Source organism: Microvirga massiliensis (assembly GCF_001006805.1).
GTDB lineage: Bacteria > Pseudomonadota > Alphaproteobacteria > Rhizobiales > Beijerinckiaceae > Microvirga > Microvirga massiliensis.
The window spans coordinates 406,390-421,780 of record NZ_LN811357.1; the positions used below are offsets into that span (position 1 = coordinate 406,390).

Sequence of the window (15,391 nt, forward strand, 5' to 3'; positions counted from 1 at the left end):
TTGCGAGACCCCCCAGGATCATCGGCACGGCACTGCGTACAAGACTAGCGACGCCTGCCCGCCGAGGGAGAGCACCTTGCGGTGCATGCGACTTTCCCGAATGGGTTGATGACACGCACCTTACCGGTTCGCGAAGCTACTTCGAACGAATGATCCGAGACCGAAGGAGGGTGTTCGAGCCGGAGCGCAGAAGGATCTGACCTGTTCGGCTGATGCCCATACCTCGTTTGCGATCCTTGCTGCTGCCCGCTTCCAACCTGGACAATACAGTCGAATGGATCGCGCCGGTTCGAATTCCGATTCCATCACGATGATCCTTTCGATCGTAATGCCGGATCCTGCCCGTCAGCCATGAGCACGCCAATTCTACACCCTGAGGCGAGCGCAGGAAATGCGCTTCCAGCATCAGGCTTCGAGCCCTATTGTCGGCCCAGCAGGGAGATGGGCTTGGAGGTTGTATCCGAGCCTATGGCCACCGGAGAGTTCGCCGATGAAATTTCATAAAACGCGGCTCGCTGGAGCCTTCCTGATCGATCTCGACCCGCGGCATGACCATCGGGGATTCTTCGCGCGGACGTTCTGCGCGCGGGAATTTGCGGATCACGGGCTGTGCTCCAACTTCGTGCAGCACAGCACATCGCATTCCCACCTCAAGGGCACCCTGCGCGGCATGCATTTTCAGCGAGCGCCCCACAACGAGGTCAAGGTTGTCAGCTGTCGGAAAGGTGCGATCTGGGATGTGATCATCGATCTCCGACCCGACTCGACGACCTTCAGACAATGGCAAGGCTTCGAGCTGTCGTCGGGAAACCGTCGGCAACTTTACATCCCGGAAGGGTTTGCACACGGGTTCCAGACGCTGAGCGACGACACCGAGTTGGGCTACCTGATCTCCACGTTCTATGCGCCGGCGTCTGCGGCGGGGCTGCGCTACGACGATCCCGCCTTCGGAATCGACTGGCCTTTGCCGGTCACCGCGATCTCGGAGAACGACAGGACTTGGCCTGACTTCGAGAAGGCGCTGCTCCCGATGAGTTGCTGAACAGCACCTCCGGGCGGCTCGCGTCCGTGGCCAAGGCCCATACAGACCGTTGCAGCATGCCCGATCCGGCCTGACTCCGTCCGTGCCGACCCGCGGACCGGGTATCAGCAGGCCCGCGTGAGGAGACCGCTTTCGGAGAGAATGTCTGCCGCTTCGGAGATCGTCCGGAAGGGAAGATCTGCACGCTCGGCAATATCGAGTAGAGAATGCTCTCCATCGGCCAGATTCAGGACCCACAGGAGCGCCATGCTCCTGGCCGGCCCATCCTTGTCACCGCCGACGGCGGAGTACAGCCCACGCCGACCAAGCTGGGGCTCGCATTTCGGCAGCAGGTTGATGGGGTTACAATTCCTCTCCACAATCTCGATCGCCGCACAGATCATCCGGTACGACGACGCGAGGTGCTCCGGGGCGATGAAGTCGAGATTGTCGGCCGAGGTGTGATATTCTGGGAACCGCCCGAACTGGCTCCGCTGAAAGAGGCCGACCGGGAGATTGAATCCCGGAGAGCAATACTGGCGCTCGTCATAGCCGTAAGGGCTAAACTCCAGCACGGTCGGAGACGGAGCGGCATGGCGCATGACATGCATCATGGCGCGATCGATATCGGCATTGCTCCGGCGGCTCTTCTTGTAAGTCGGCCCTCCCCCATCTCCCACGCAGGAGAGGACGAGACCGTGCCTGATGCGATGGACGATCGGCTCGTTGTAGGCCAGCCAAGTGATCGCGCCGATCGTGCCCGGGGCGAAGAGGAACCGATAGCTGTAGCGTGTCTTCAGCCCCGCAAGACGCTTGGCGAGATGTGTCAGCAGCGCTAGTCCTGAGCAGTTGTCGTTCGCCAGCGAGGGATGGCATATATGGGCCGATAGAAGGAACTCTTCGTCCGAGTCACCTTTGTGGAAATACTCGCCGAACGTGAGAGATCCCTCCTCGAGGCTCGAGTCGATCATCACTTCGTAGAGATCGTCGGGGAGGGACATGAGCTGGTTGTGCGTCATGCAGAATCCCCAGCGCTCGGCGTAATAGGATGTCCGGTAGGGAATCAGGTCGGGCTGATCGGGAAGCGTGAAAACGTGTTTCCTGAGTTCATCCAGATGCAATTTTGCGTGAACCGGAGTGCTGTAGCCCAGCACATGCAGGTTGCATGCCTGGACATCGACGATCCGTTCCCCCGCGGAGTTCTTGATGTATGCATCACGAATGTTCCATTCGCGCGGGACCGTCCAGTCGAAAACCTGCGTGCCGGTCGGTATCTCGCGGACGCACAGATCGATGTGTCGGGCGAGGTGGTCGAGGGTCCTCCGAACCCCCTCGCCCGTTATGCTCCGGCAGATTGGGTAAATCTCAGCAGCAAGGGAATAGATGTCCTCGCCAATTCCGTCACGGCATAGTTCGTTCCATGGAGAGGTCACTCCCACTATCACCCTCCCGCCGGAGCAGAACCGATGCTACTCCGCCGCGACGGCCGGCACGATACCGTGCGGGTCGGCGACGCCCGTATGGCGGAGGTCGGCGCTGAGTATACCCTCAGCCATCAGCTTCTTGATATGACTAATTCGTTGGAAGCGAGGTCCCTCGAACTCCTCGAGCGTCAGGCCCGATGACCGATAAGCCTGATAGAGCTGCTCCGCTCCCTTGCGGACGTCCCATTGCGGTTTGAATTCCGGGAGGACGTGAGCGATCTTCTCGAAGCTCACCCGATAGGACCGCTTGTCCGGCCCGGCACCGGAGGCGACATCCAGCCTGCAGCCCGGCACGACCTCGGCGACCACGGCAGCGATCTCGCGGATTCTGTAGTTGTGGGCAGTCTGGCCAACATTGAAGGCTTGATTGAAGACCTTGTGCTCCGGAGCCTGTAGGCCAGTAAGGAATGCCCGCGAGATATCCTCAATATGGACGATCGGGCGCCACGGACTGCCATCCGACTTTAGGAAAATCCGTCCGGTCGTCACTGCCCAGGCAACGAGATTGTTGAGGACGATGTCGAAGCGCAGCCGCGGTGAGAGCCCATAGGCGGTGGCCGGTCGGAAATAAGTCGGGCAGAAGCCGTCACCCGCCAGATGAGAGATGTCGCGCTCCGACCAGACCTTCGACTGCCCGTAAGCCGTTACCGGATTGAGAGCACTGGTTTCGTCGACGATCTCCTCCGATAGGCCGTAATTGCTGCAGGATGAAGCAAGCAGGAATCGCCTCACGCCAGCCGCCTTGGCCAGAGTGGCGAGATGAACGCTCGCACGATGGTTGATATCGTAGGTGACTTCGACATTCAGATCGCCGAGCGGATCATTCGAGAGGGCCGCCAGGTGAATGATCGCATCGAACCCCTTCAGGTCGTCGGCAACGAGATCGCGGATATCCCGCTCGATCATGGGAATCGGCACGATCTCACCGCCGCATGCAAAGGTGCAGCGACGATACAGATCGCTATCGCAACCCGTGACCTGATGGCCGGCCTCGAGGAGCATCGGCACCATGACGCTGCCGATATAGCCAAGATGGCCCGTGACCAATACTTTCATGAAGCTCCCTCTCTGCTCCCTAGGTTTCGGTGTGCTTCCGGATCTGACGACATTCCGATTGTTGTCAGGTCTGAAATGGTAGCCGCGCCGACCATGGCGCGGGCCGGTCTGAGCGGCCCGAAGGCTCAATCCAGCTCTGATGGAAGTGGGTGCAGCAACGATATGCTACGGCCAGGCAAATCGCCCCGGCATACCAAGTTCGCACGATCATGGTTTGCGTCGAGCTGCCTGCGCGCTCCCTCAGGCGCCGACATGGAGTGGAAAGCCGTTCACGGGCCTCTGAGCGCCGCCATTCTTGAGCACTGGCTTCACATGCTCCACATGCCTCCGGGTCGAAACAGGGCCTTGCAGGCGGCGGGTGTCCGCATTGACCATCATGGCGCAGAGTTCCTCAAGGGACGTTCTCGGCCGCCATCCGAGCTTTTCCTCCGCCTTCGCAGGGTTGCCGATCAGCAGATCGACTTCGGCGGGCCGATAATAGCGCTTGTCGACGCGCACCAGTTCCCGGCCGTCCTCGACCGCGATTCCACGCTCGTTTTCCCCCTCTCCCGTCCAGGCGATCTCGATTTCTGCGGCCGCAAAAGCCATGGTCGCAAATTGACGGACCGTCTCAGTCCGATTCGTTGCGAGAACATAGGTATCAGGCGAACTAGCCTGAAGCATGAGCCACATTCCTTCGACGTACTCCTTTGCGTAACCCCAGTCCCGCTTGGCATCGAGATTACCGACCTCGAGGACATCCTGCTGGCCCAGCTTGATCCTCGCAACCGCCTGCGAGATTTTGCGCGTGATGAACTCGTGTCCGCGCAACGGAGACTCGTGGTTGAAGAGAATACCGCTGCATCCGAAAATATCATATGATTCCCGATAGTTGATCGTCATCCAATGAGCGAAGACTTTCGAAATCCCGTAAGGACTGCGCGGATAGAATGGCGTAGTCTCGACTTGAGGCACGGCCTGAACCTTGCCGAACATTTCAGCCGATGACGCCTGATAGAAGCGGATTCGGCGATCGACGATCCGGATCGCCTCGAGGAGGCTCAAAGGGCCCAATCCCGTTGCCATGGCGGTCGAGATCGGCTGCTCGAACGACGCAGTGACGAAGGTATGGGCGGCGAGATTGTAGACTTCGTCAGGCTGCGTATGCTCCAGAATCCGGATACAGGAGCCCAGATCGTTCAGATCGTATTCGAGTATCTCGAGATTGGGGTGTTCATGGATTCCAAGATACTCGATGCGCCAGAAATGGGGCGAACTCGAGCGCCGGGTTGTAGCAAAGACCCGGTAGCCTTTTCCAAGAAGGAGATCGGCGAGGTACGATCCGTCCTGGCCGGTAATACCGGTGATCAAAGCCGTCTTCATCGTGCATCCTCTCTGGATTTATCGTTCGGGTGCGGTTGCCTCAGCCCTAGGCAGATACGACCCGGGCCAGATGGCATTGGGAGCCATCCGGTGTTCGGTTTGCAGACGAACGGATCTTGCTCTGGTGTTCGGCCCAGCGCGCCTCGACGAACTCGCGGAACTCACTCCGGAAGCGTTGTGTCGAGAATCGCTCGACATGGGCCCTCATGCGGACCGGGTCGAATTGGATCCCCTCGATCTCGAACCGCCGGACGACGTCGCAGATTGCGGGAACGGACTGCTCCCAGAAGTGCAACCCGGTGATGCCGTCGATGACGGTCTCGCTCGCCCCGCCCTTGCCGAAGGCGAGAACCGGGGTGCCGCACGCCTGCGCTTCCAGCGGAGCGATCCCAAAGTCCTCTTCGGCCGCGAAGATGAACGCTTTCGCTCTCTGGAGGTGATCGAGGAGGACGGAATTGGGCTGATATCCAAGCAGGGTCACATTGCTGCCGGCGAGGGCCTTGATCTGCGCGAACTGTGGCCCGGCGCCGATCACGATCAGTCGGCGATCCGGCATTTTCGAGAATGCCTCGACGATGAGCTGAATCTTCTTGTAGGGCACCATGCGCGATGAGGTGAAGTAGAAATCCTCGCGTGGGGCCTGGCCAGGCACGAAGTCGTCGACCGCGACGTTCGGGTAGATGACGGTAGAGGCTCTTCGGTAGGCCTTCTGAATTCTCCTGGCGATATAGTGAGAACATGCAATGAAGTGATCGACATTCGACGCAGTACGAACGTCCCACATTCTCATCTGATGAAGCACGAAACGCGCGATCCCGCCCCGCAACCCGCGATCGAATTTGGCCTCCGTAAGATACTGGTTCTGAAGGTCCCACGCATATCGCATGGGCGTGTAGCAGTAACAGATATGGAGTTGATCGGGGCCGGTGATGACGCCCTTCGCGACGGCATGGCTGTTCGAGATGATGACGTCATATTTGGAAAGGTCGTGCTGCTCGATCGCAATCGGCATCAGCGGCAGAAGATAGCGGTATATCGCCTTTACTCTGGGCACTCTTTGCAGAAAACTGGTTCTGACGTGCCTGTCGGCCAGCCAGGCCCTGTGTTCCTTGGGGAGATCGTCGATCAGGCAAAAAATGTCTGCATCAGGATATTCCTGAAGCATGGCCTCCATGACCTTTTCGGACCCTGCATAGGTCGTGAGCCATTCATGGACGATCGCAACTTTCACTATTGGCTCCCCAGGAACGAGTGGCTGGCCCGACGCAAAACTGTTCAGCTCAGTCTTTATCCTCTGGTCCTCGATTCAGGGGCAACTCGTGCAATCGGGGTAGAAGGCTCATGCTCAAGAGCGCAGATACGACAATTCGGTATCGAATTACCGTCTGTCGGGAGCAGCTTCGGCGCGTTCGTTGAAGTTGGCTGACAGTTCCGGATTGGATTCGAGCCGGCTGGGTCCTGTGCAGCCAGGAGCTCCGCCCTATCGGATCGGTCGTCGGGACGGGCTGTAACACCGAGAGTACGCCCGAGATTGAACTCGCTAATCGATATAAGCCTCCCAGGAACAAGCATGGACAGCCAGGGCACGGACCTGAACTCTGGCGGCACGCGCTCGGGCAGAGGTGAGGCAGTTGATCGCGTTGCTCTCCATAGGCAAAATACATCTGGACATAGTAATTTGTTGACATTCCACAGCATCTGCCCGTACGTACGCCAAGAGTGAACGCTGGCCCCGTGAGGCTGACTCACGCGTGTATGCACCCGAGATCACGCCGTTGTTGCAGGCACCGCTAATGACTTTGGCCGATACCGACTTTGCCTACGAGAGTGATCTGGAGGTCGTGCGCAACAGTACGACCGATGAAATCCTGAAGCAGAAGGTCATCGAGAACCTCAAGCGGCAGAACCGTGGACGGCGCGAACCTTACGTCCGGCAAATCACGGCCCTGCAACACCGCATTCAGGCGATGGCCGCGTAACTCCGACAGCAGATGTATTGAGTCTCCACTACGCGCCGCAGCGCCTGCTCCTGTCTTCTAGACTGACCAAAGCTTGCCTCGGTGTGTGCAACGCTATCGAGCAACTCCGGAGCCGGACCCACATCACGGCAACGGAAGGCTGGCGGTTGGACATTGCCGATGCTTCCGGGACTGTCGCCTTCTCGATCCGCCTTCATAAGCCTGCCGTTAAGTGAGAGTCCTTGATAGGCATTCCCACACCCTGCCATCCTGTCATACCTCCTCACTGCCCGGTTCGGGTTCGACACTCCCGCAAAGCGATCTTAACCGACTGAAACCCGAACGGTCTGTTAGGAGCTTCACACAGGTGGTCAGTGCTTCTCCCTATGGACGGATCAGGAGTTGTTCCTGTCGGCCCGAGTTTCCGAAGAAGACCATCCATGTCTCAGCCCTGCGTACTAATCGTTCAGAATGATCCAGCGACGAGTCTTCTGCTGGCTGTATCAATCGCTCGCAGCGGTGGCCGTCCTGCGGGCCTATTCTACACTGTCGCTGAAGCCTCGAATTGGTTGAACGAGGATAGTCCGGATGCTGCCGTCCTGGACATCGAACTTCGTGACGGCAGCGTGCTCCCCATCGCGCACCAGTGCAGAGTGAGGCAGGTTCCCATTCTCTTGTGCGCGTCTCGAGCACAGGTCGATCAGCTTCCGCCCCAGTTCAGGGACGCAGCCTTCGTTGAGAAACCGATCCAATTCGAGGCGATCCTGATGATCCTTCCGACGCTAATCAGAGGTCGGCAAGTATCGGTGGTTGGCGCGTAAGGGCATGCGAGCCTCGATCACTCGCTCCTATGCATTATGTGAGGAACATATCCCAACCCAATCAGCACGGGGCTCACCGACAACGGCACCCACTTCACCACACACGGCAACACCAGTTCGGCAGCCCCTCTGATCAAAGAGGCGATGGCCCGCGGTGAGATCTTCCGGGCCCACTCATTCGAGCTCGCTTGCGCCCAGAATGACATTGATCACCGCCTGACGAAGCCGCGCGGGCAAGTCGAGAGAATGAACCCCACGCTCAAGGACGCCACCGTCCGGCGCTATTACTACGACACCCACGACCACCTGCGCGGCCACCTCGGTGACTTTCTGAGTGCCTATAACTTCGCCCGTCGGCTCAAGACCCTGAAGGGCCTCACCCCCTACGAATACATCTGCAAGATCTGGACATCCGAGCCTCAACGCTTCAGGCTAGACCCGATCCATCAAATGCCGGGACTAAACACCTAGAGAGCCGCGAGCATGGCTCAATCGAAGAATCCGCACTTACGTAGGCGATTGGGGGGCGCACTGATAAACCTCAAGCTCGCCCTTCCCCTTGAGCGCAACTCGTCCCACCGCCACAACTGCGCAACGATCATGCACGCGCTCGAAGGCGTCCGGGGACAGAAGGATGGCACCCTCGCTGCCGAGTGAAGAAAGGCGTGCGGCAACGTTCACGGTGTCTCCCCACAGGTCGAAGGTGAACTTCGTTCTCCCAACAACACCGCCGACCACAGAACCGATGTGGATCCCAGCCCGGACTTGCCAGACGCCCCCGTCGCATCGCGCTATAGTTGCCATGTCACGGGCGCAGTGGACTGCGGCCATGACAGGATCGCCATGAGGCCGCAGCAAATTGGCGGTCGCCATGAACGCATCGCCGATGGTCTTGATCTTCTCCATGCAGTGTTGATGACTGATGTCCTCGAACGCCTCGGCCAAGCGCTGCACTTCCGCAACGACCTCCTCGGGCGGATGTGCGTGGCACCAAGCCGTGAAGCCCACAAGATCAACGAAGACGACCGCAACGTCGGCGAAGAGGCGGGGCTTGACGCAGCCGGTCGACTTGAGCTCGGCCACCGCCAGCCCAGGCAAGATCGCGTGGAGCAGTTCGTCGGCTCGCTTTCGCTCTCGATCGATTGCTTCCAGATGCGCTTGCTCCCGGTCGTGTAGCCACTTCCGCTGGAGGCAGGCACCGATCCTGGCCTCGAGGAGGACCGGCTCGAAGGGCTTCGGCAGATAGTCTTCCGCGCCCATCTCGATACAGCGCACGACACTGCTGATATCAGTGAGCGCCGAGATCATGACCACTGGAATATGCCGCCACGCGTCGTGCGACTTGATCCGCCCGAGTACCGCAAAGCCGTCCAGCTGAGGCATCATGACATCGAGCAGGACGAGGTCGAATGGCTGATCATCAAGCCTGTCGAGCGCCTCGCGGCCGTTCTCGGCCCGCACACTGGTATGACCAAGTAGCTCGAGCTCCTGCTCGAGCACGTCGAGATTAAACGGCTCGTCGTCCACGATGAGGATGCGTGCCGGCTGCATCGGTCTCTCCGTATGCGCTGCGGCCGCGGACTGCTAATGGATGCTAACTCACCCGAGCCACCCACGCAGCTTCGCGAACAGCAAGTCCTCATCGATCGGCTTCGTCATGAAGTCGTCGCATCCTGCCGCCCTCGCTTTCTCCTCGTCCCCGCTCATGGCATTCGCCGTCAGGGCGACAACCGGGATGCCTGCAGTTGTCTTGTCAGCCTTGATGCGCCGGGTAGCCTCCCAGCCGTCAACGACTGGAAGGGAGAGATCCATGAGAATGAGGTCCGGCCGCTGAGCCGCCGCCTGCTCCACGCCGGCAGCGCCATCGGTGGCAATCGATAAAGCGTACTCCTCCTCGAGGAGCTGGATCAGCAGATCGCGGTTGAGCTCGCCATCTTCGACGATGAGGATTCGTTTCATCGCGCACTCCCGGGCAAAAGGGCAGAGTTCGGCGAGAACGCTGCAGTCCGGGTGGACCGCGAACCTGTAGGACTGGGGTCTGCCGGTCTGAACGGGCTGGGAGGCTGGACGCCCGCGGGACAGACATTCCCGATAACGTGGTGCCACCGGATTGATGACCAGTACTCATCGAGCGCCCTCAGTTGCGTGGGGTGCCTCATCGAGCAGTACGACACGCCGGATCTCTCGGACCAGCGCCTGACGGTCAAGCCCGTGCTTCTCGATGAGACCCAGCACGCGCTCCCTCAGTGTTCCGCGGTCAACGGAACTCAATGATGCCGCGGTGAGCACGACAACCGGAATATTTTTGGAAGCAGGATCGGCCTGGATCGCATCCAGAAAGGCAAGCCCGTCCATACGGGGCATGAGGAGGTCGAGGAGGATCACATCCGGACGCGCCTGTACGATCCGCTCAAGTCCGGCTGCTCCGTCCGGAGCCCAATCGACAGTGCAGCGCTCTCCTTCAAGCAACTGGCGAATCAGATCCGGCACGTTCGGGTCGTCATCGACCACGAGGATCCGGCTTCGGTCCGGAGCCACCCGCCTCAAGGCGCAAATCAGACCCTCACGCTCAAATGGCTTTACGACATAATCGGTCGCGCCGAGCCGGAACCCGAGTTCTTTCTGGTCAACAACCGAAATCAAGATGACTGGGATGTCACGCGTCAGCGGGTCCGTCTTTAGCGCGTGCAGCACCTGCCAGCCGTCCGTGCCTGGCATGATGATGTCCAGTGTGATTGCACGTGGCCGGAGCTCACGCGCCTTTCGAAGACCTTCCTCGCCGCTCGCAGCGCCGACAACACTGTACCCCGCATCGGCAAGATTCTCCTTCAGCAGGTAGACAACGTTGGGATCATCGTCGATCGCTAGCACGAGCTTTCCTCCGCGCCGGGGGGGAGACCCGGTGGGCTGCGCCGCCACGTTTGGTAGTGGATCGGGTTGTGACGTGCCCGAGAGTCGCTGCGGGATGTCGAGGGTGAAAGTCGAGCCCACGCCCTCCTGGCTCTCGACGGCGATCCCGCCGCCCAGCATGCGAGCGAGCCGATGGCTGATCGCAAGCCCGAGGCCCGTTCCGCCGTGCGCACGAGTGGCACCCGTATCGACTTGGCGGAACTCCTCGAAAATCAGCCCGACTGCGTCATTGGGGATGCCAATCCCGGTATCCGCCACTGCGAGCTCGACCCGCTCCCCGCTGGCGCGCCCGCGCAGCGTGATCGAGCCCGCTTCGGTGAACTTGGCCGCATTGCTCAGGAGGTTGATGAGGATCTGCTTGAGCTTCTCCTGATCAGTGCGCAGCGCCGATGGAAGACCTTGAACATCCTTGATCAGCTGCACCCGGTCGTTCTTGATGAGGGGCTCAACGGTCTTGAGGCAAAGATCCAGAAGCGGCTCGAGTGGAAACTCCGATGTCTTCACCTCCATTCGACCGGCCTCCACCTTTGCCAGGTCAAGGACGGTGTTGATGAGCGACAGCAGGTGCTCCGAGCTCGACAGGATCTTTTCCAGGTTCTCGTACTGCTTGGCTGGCAAGACCTCCTTTGCGCGACGCATGACGAGCCGGGTAAAGCCGATGATGGCGTTCAACGGCGTCCGCAATTCGTGACTCATATTGGCAAGGAAGCGGCTCTTGGCCCGGCTCGCTTCTTCCGCCCCATCCTTGGCCTGGCGCAACGCATCCTCGGCGCGTTTGCGCTCGACCACCCGCCCGAGTTGAGCCCCGATATTTGCCATGACCTTGAGGAGCGGCTCGTCCGGCTTGAGCGCTTCGCGGGCGAAAAACTCAAGGACGGCGACCACCTCGCGCCCCACCATGACGGGGAAGCCAAAGCCCGCTCTGATCCCGGCGGCCGCTGCAGCCCCGGCGCGCGGGAAATTGAGCTCTTCTTGGGCATCCATGACCCAGACCGGCTCACCGGAGGCGAGCACCCTCCCGCCCAAGCCGGTGCCCGACGCAAATCGGGTTCCGTCCGTCACCGCCCGGAACGCCTCCAAGCGCTCCGGCTCGTCGAGATGCCAGATCCCCGTCGAAACGAGCTCGCCGGATCCGTCCTCGGCGAGAGCGTAGACATGGCCGACGGGCCAGCCGGTATGGGCGCATACCCGTTCGAGGCAGAACCGCATTGCGTCCTCAGCGGTAGGCGCCTCATTAGCCGCCGCCGCCACCGCCTGCAGCAGCTCGACAAAAGCCGTCTGGTCACGGAGGGCAAACTCGGCCTCCTTCCGTTCGGTGATATCGCTCCACGACTCGACAACCTCGACGGGTTCGCCCGTTTGGCCGCGGATGAGACGCTGTTCATCCCGGACCCATCGATAGGAACCGTCCTTCTTTTTGAACCGGTACTCGACGACGTTGTGACCCGCCGCGAGGAGCCGCGGGAATTCGGACAGAACCCACTCCCGGTCCTCGGGGTGGATCCGCTCCCGCCAGAACTCCGGCCCAGCCAGATATTCGCGCGGCTCATATCCCAGCAGGTCGCGCACGTTCTCGCTGATAAAGGTCGGTGCATTCTGACCTCCTGCCTCGAAGCTGCAGATCATGGATGGCGACGAGGTCAGCAGGTAGGTCAGCCTCGCCTGCGCTGAGAGAAGCGCCTGCTCGGTGCGTTTCATCTCGGTCACGTCCGTGTAGACCGCGACGGTCCCGCCGTCCCGGGTCTTGCGCTCGTTGATCTGAATCCAACGCCCGTCGCTTTGCGGCTGCAGACTTGGGCCGGGAGGTGATTGGTGCAGCGAGATTCGCCGTTCGAGCCATTCGTCCACCGATGTCCCGCCGTTTCGAATGACACAGCGTTCCGCGGCCACTCGAGCGATCGCCGCGAATGGAGCTCCCGGCACAATCACTTCGGCAAGCCCAGGATAGAAGTCCCGGAAGTGGCTATTGCAGAGGACCAGTTTGTCCTCCGCATCGAACAGCGCAAATCCCTCTGAGCTGCTCTCGATGGCATCGATCAACCGTTGCTGGGCAGCCGCGACATCGCGGAGGTTCTTCTCCTCGATTTCGACGGCTGTATCGCGGAACACAGAAAGGGCGTTGGCCATCCGACCAATCTCGTCGCGACGATCGCGCCCGGGAATGGCGACCGAGGTGTCGCCGGCTGCGAGCGCGGTCATCGCTTCGGTGATGCTCTCGAGGGGGCGCACTACACGAGGCACGACGTACTGCAAAAGAATCACAGCAGCGCCAGTGATGCTGACCGCCGTGATGATCAGCAGCAGCAGCTTGCCGGCCGCGATGGCCTCCGCAGAGCGGAGCGCGGCGGCTTCGGACGCGCTCTGTGCGGCCGCAACCAGCGTGGCGACCTCGTCACCGAGACGCACCGCGAGCATCCCGCTGGCCTCGAGTGCCTCCTGAGCAGCCGCAGCTTGCCCTAATTCGTCCCGGCGCGCATTAAAGATGCTGCGGTCGCCGCGCCCAAAGCCCATGAGGGCTTCCGTGACCTCTCTCATCCCGGCGGCCTGGGCCGCTTCGGGCAGTCGAGCAAGCATTCCGTCGATATGGCCACGAGCGGCGTCGAACCGCTCGCGCAATGGCTCCAGCGAGCTCGCGTCCAGCACGCCCGCCGCCTCGTTGAGCACGCTCACCGCGAGGTTCCCTTCCGCCCGCAACGCGAGAAGGACGTGGAGCGCATCGACGTCAGATTCGATCGGCTTAGCGACTGTCCGTTGATTTCGCGCCGACATCTCCTCGCCAGCGAGGACCAGGTCGAAGTTGGCGTCGTCTATCAGAGGTTCCAGCTTCTCCAGGAAGCTCGCATGCGCAGTCGCTAGGTCCGCGACCGCTCGGTCCTTACGTGACTTCGCCGCGAGCCGTTGTTCGACCGCGGCATCAAGCTGTCTGAGCTTCGCCGTGATCTGCCCTTCGATGGTGGATAGGTCGGCAACCCTCTGCTTGGCAATGTCGGCGGTCTTGAGGGCTTCCGTGAGCGTGACCAGCTCCTTGGCCTTCTGCTCGAGCCTCGCCTGCTCCCGCAGTCGGTCCTCCTGCCCCGCGCTCGCCATGAGCGAAGGTGCGGTCGCAGCGATCTCGGCACCTTTCTCGGCCAGACGGAGTGAGGCCGCCATTCCCGGCATGCTGTCTACGGTGATCCGCGTGACCGACCGGTCGATGGCGGAGAAGGCGTACCAGGCCACCAGGCTCGCCACGAGCGTGAGCGCCGCCAGGGCGCAGAACGCAAGGAACAGCTTGGCCTTCATGCTGAGGGCGGGTACCGCCACGCTGATTGGGGAGTGCTCTGCGGTCAGACTCAGCGGTCCGACGATGCTAATGCGGCCCTGGGACATGCTTCAGCCAATCTTTCTATCACTGAGAGTGCTGCCTGGTGCCCATTAGTCTCCGAGCCGGACGACCGGTTTGATGCTGCCGTCCCCTTCAATCCTGGTCAGAAAGATCTGGTCCATGCCCTGGTTTTTCGTCGGGCTATAGGAAAGTGTGATGCCACCAAGCTCGAACGGGCCACCTTGCTTGATGGCAGCGAGCAGGCCGCTGCGCGTCGCGTTCTGGTCCAGCCTGCCAAGGGCCTCGACGACGAGTCGGCCGACGATATACCCTTCGAGCGAAACGAAGCCGAACTCCGCTTCTTGATCGGCCGCCTTCAGCGCCTTTTGATAACGGGCCACGAGAGGGATGCTGGTATCCTCCGGGAATGGGACGACCTGCGAAACCACGACCCCGTGCCCCTCCGTCCCGAGTTCCTTTGCGAGAGCATTGCTGCCGACGAAGGAAATGTTCACGAAAACGGCATCGAGCCCGATCCGACGTGCCAGTTTGATGAACTCAGCGCATGCCGTGTAGGTGCCGACCATGCCCACCGCCTGTGGCCTGGCCTTACGAATTGCCAGGAGGGCAGTCTTTACCGCAGTGGTGTTGCGCATGTAGGTGCCCTCGGCGACCAGGTTCATGGAGCGCTTTTGCAAAGCGGCCAGGACCCCGGCTCGACCGGCGAGGCCAAATGAATCGTCTTGGTAGAACAGCGCTATGCGCGTGATCCCGAGATCGGTGGTGAGGTGCTCAATCCATGCCTCTGTCTCCTGATCGTACGAAGCCCGGACATTTACGACATTGGCCAGAGCTGGATCACGCAAGAACCCGGCCCCGGTGAAGGGTCCGATGAACGGCACCCGCGCTTCCTTGGCGATCGGCTGAGCCGCTCTCGACGTGGGAGTGCCGACCTCACCCACCAGAGCGAAGACCTGATCCTCGTTGATCAGGCGGTTCGTGTTTTCGATGGCCCGTTGCGGTTCGTAGCCGTCATCTCGGGACACGAGTTCGAGCCTGCGCCCACTCACCCCGCCGGCTGCATTGGCCTCGAGAAACGCGGCCAGAATGCCTTCGCGCATGCCGAGGCCTAGGGCAGCGGCGGGCCCTTCGAGGGCTGCCGACTCACCAAAGACGATCCTGTCATGGAAGACACCCGGCTCGGCGCGAAGCGCGGGGGACGCAGTGATGCCACAAATTACCGCTAAGATTCTGCTAATCAGCCGAGCACTCACTGCGCTCTCCTGTGCAGACGCGCAGAAGTCCTAATGGCAGGTTCGGTCTCCTGCTTCGCAGGATTGCCATCAAAGGTCTTTTCCGACTTGCCGATCTACGCGACAGTGTAGATTAGGCCTGCAGGAGCCGACTGTCGACCTCCTCACCCGGCTACAATTTTCGGAATCGCTATCGATGCCAGACCCAATGACCGCTATGGG

The 15,391-nt window shown here is 60.7% G+C and carries 10 protein-coding genes and 1 pseudogene; 3 read left to right on the forward strand and 8 right to left on the reverse strand.

Annotated elements, in window-relative coordinates; all coding sequences use genetic code 11:
• The first annotated feature begins 490 nt into the window (after window positions 1-490).
• Window positions 491-1,042, forward strand: coding sequence for a dTDP-4-dehydrorhamnose 3,5-epimerase (rfbC, locus tag BN1233_RS24175; protein ID WP_046866126.1), 552 nt, complete (start codon window positions 491-493; stop codon window positions 1,040-1,042).
• Between the two features lie 104 nt (window positions 1,043-1,146).
• Here the strand turns inward: rfbC and BN1233_RS24180 are convergent, their stop codons facing one another.
• The 4 genes from BN1233_RS24180 to BN1233_RS24195 form a co-directional block, all read right to left on the reverse strand.
• A complete protein-coding gene (locus BN1233_RS24180; protein WP_244470774.1) occupies window positions 1,147-2,460 on the reverse strand; it encodes a DUF4910 domain-containing protein in 1,314 nt (437 codons plus the stop codon).
• 30 nt (window positions 2,461-2,490) lie between these two features.
• Complete coding sequence (locus tag BN1233_RS24185) at window positions 2,491-3,561, reverse strand: NAD-dependent epimerase/dehydratase family protein (RefSeq protein ID WP_046866128.1); 1,071 nt, start codon at window positions 3,559-3,561, stop codon at window positions 2,491-2,493.
• Window positions 3,562-3,801: 240 nt separating this feature from the next.
• A complete protein-coding gene (gene gmd / locus BN1233_RS24190) occupies window positions 3,802-4,923 on the reverse strand; it encodes a GDP-mannose 4,6-dehydratase (RefSeq protein WP_082145628.1) in 1,122 nt (373 codons plus the stop codon).
• A gap of 46 nt (window positions 4,924-4,969) precedes the next feature.
• The gene (locus tag BN1233_RS24195; protein ID WP_046866129.1) at window positions 4,970-6,154 is read right to left on the reverse strand and encodes a glycosyltransferase family 4 protein; all 1,185 of its coding nucleotides are present in this window, start codon (window positions 6,152-6,154) and stop codon (window positions 4,970-4,972) included.
• A gap of 562 nt (window positions 6,155-6,716) precedes the next feature.
• On the opposite strand from BN1233_RS24195, the gene BN1233_RS24200 reads away from it, so the two are divergent.
• A complete protein-coding gene (locus BN1233_RS24200) occupies window positions 6,717-6,902 on the forward strand; it encodes a hypothetical protein (RefSeq protein WP_046866130.1) in 186 nt (61 codons plus the stop codon).
• A gap of 851 nt (window positions 6,903-7,753) precedes the next feature.
• Window positions 7,754-8,173, forward strand: a pseudogene (locus BN1233_RS24210) (IS481 family transposase); the annotation flags it as partial.
• Window positions 8,174-8,209: 36 nt separating this feature from the next.
• Here the strand turns inward: BN1233_RS24210 and BN1233_RS24215 are convergent.
• The 4 genes from BN1233_RS24215 to BN1233_RS24230 form a co-directional block, all read right to left on the reverse strand.
• The gene (locus BN1233_RS24215) at window positions 8,210-9,253 is read right to left on the reverse strand and encodes an adenylate/guanylate cyclase domain-containing protein (protein WP_046866132.1); all 1,044 of its coding nucleotides are present in this window, start codon (window positions 9,251-9,253) and stop codon (window positions 8,210-8,212) included.
• Between the two features lie 48 nt (window positions 9,254-9,301).
• Window positions 9,302-9,661, reverse strand: coding sequence for a response regulator (locus BN1233_RS24220; RefSeq protein WP_046866133.1), 360 nt, complete (start codon window positions 9,659-9,661; stop codon window positions 9,302-9,304).
• Window positions 9,662-9,826: 165 nt separating this feature from the next.
• A complete protein-coding gene (locus tag BN1233_RS24225; protein WP_187144359.1) occupies window positions 9,827-13,981 on the reverse strand; it encodes a response regulator in 4,155 nt (1,384 codons plus the stop codon).
• A 45-nt stretch (window positions 13,982-14,026) separates the two neighbouring features.
• The gene (locus tag BN1233_RS24230) at window positions 14,027-15,190 is read right to left on the reverse strand and encodes an ABC transporter substrate-binding protein (protein ID WP_052763906.1); all 1,164 of its coding nucleotides are present in this window, start codon (window positions 15,188-15,190) and stop codon (window positions 14,027-14,029) included.
• Window positions 15,191-15,391 lie beyond the last annotated feature (201 nt).

Excerpts from the sequence above, each read along its gene's own strand:
- BN1233_RS24185 (WP_046866128.1), bottom strand. The coding sequence starts at position 3,561 with ATGAAAGTATTGGTCACGGGCCATCTTGGCTATATCGGCAGCGTCATG.
- BN1233_RS24200 (WP_046866130.1), top strand. The coding sequence starts at position 6,717 with ATGACTTTGGCCGATACCGACTTTGCCTACGAGAGTGATCTGGAGGTC.
- BN1233_RS24215 (WP_046866132.1), bottom strand. The coding sequence starts at position 9,253 with ATGCAGCCGGCACGCATCCTCATCGTGGACGACGAGCCGTTTAATCTC.
- BN1233_RS24220 (WP_046866133.1), bottom strand. The coding sequence starts at position 9,661 with ATGAAACGAATCCTCATCGTCGAAGATGGCGAGCTCAACCGCGATCTG.
- gmd (WP_082145628.1), bottom strand. The coding sequence starts at position 4,923 with ATGAAGACGGCTTTGATCACCGGTATTACCGGCCAGGACGGATCGTAC.
- BN1233_RS24225 (WP_187144359.1), bottom strand. The coding sequence starts at position 13,981 with ATGTCCCAGGGCCGCATTAGCATCGTCGGACCGCTGAGTCTGACCGCA.
- rfbC (WP_046866126.1), top strand. The coding sequence starts at position 491 with ATGAAATTTCATAAAACGCGGCTCGCTGGAGCCTTCCTGATCGATCTC.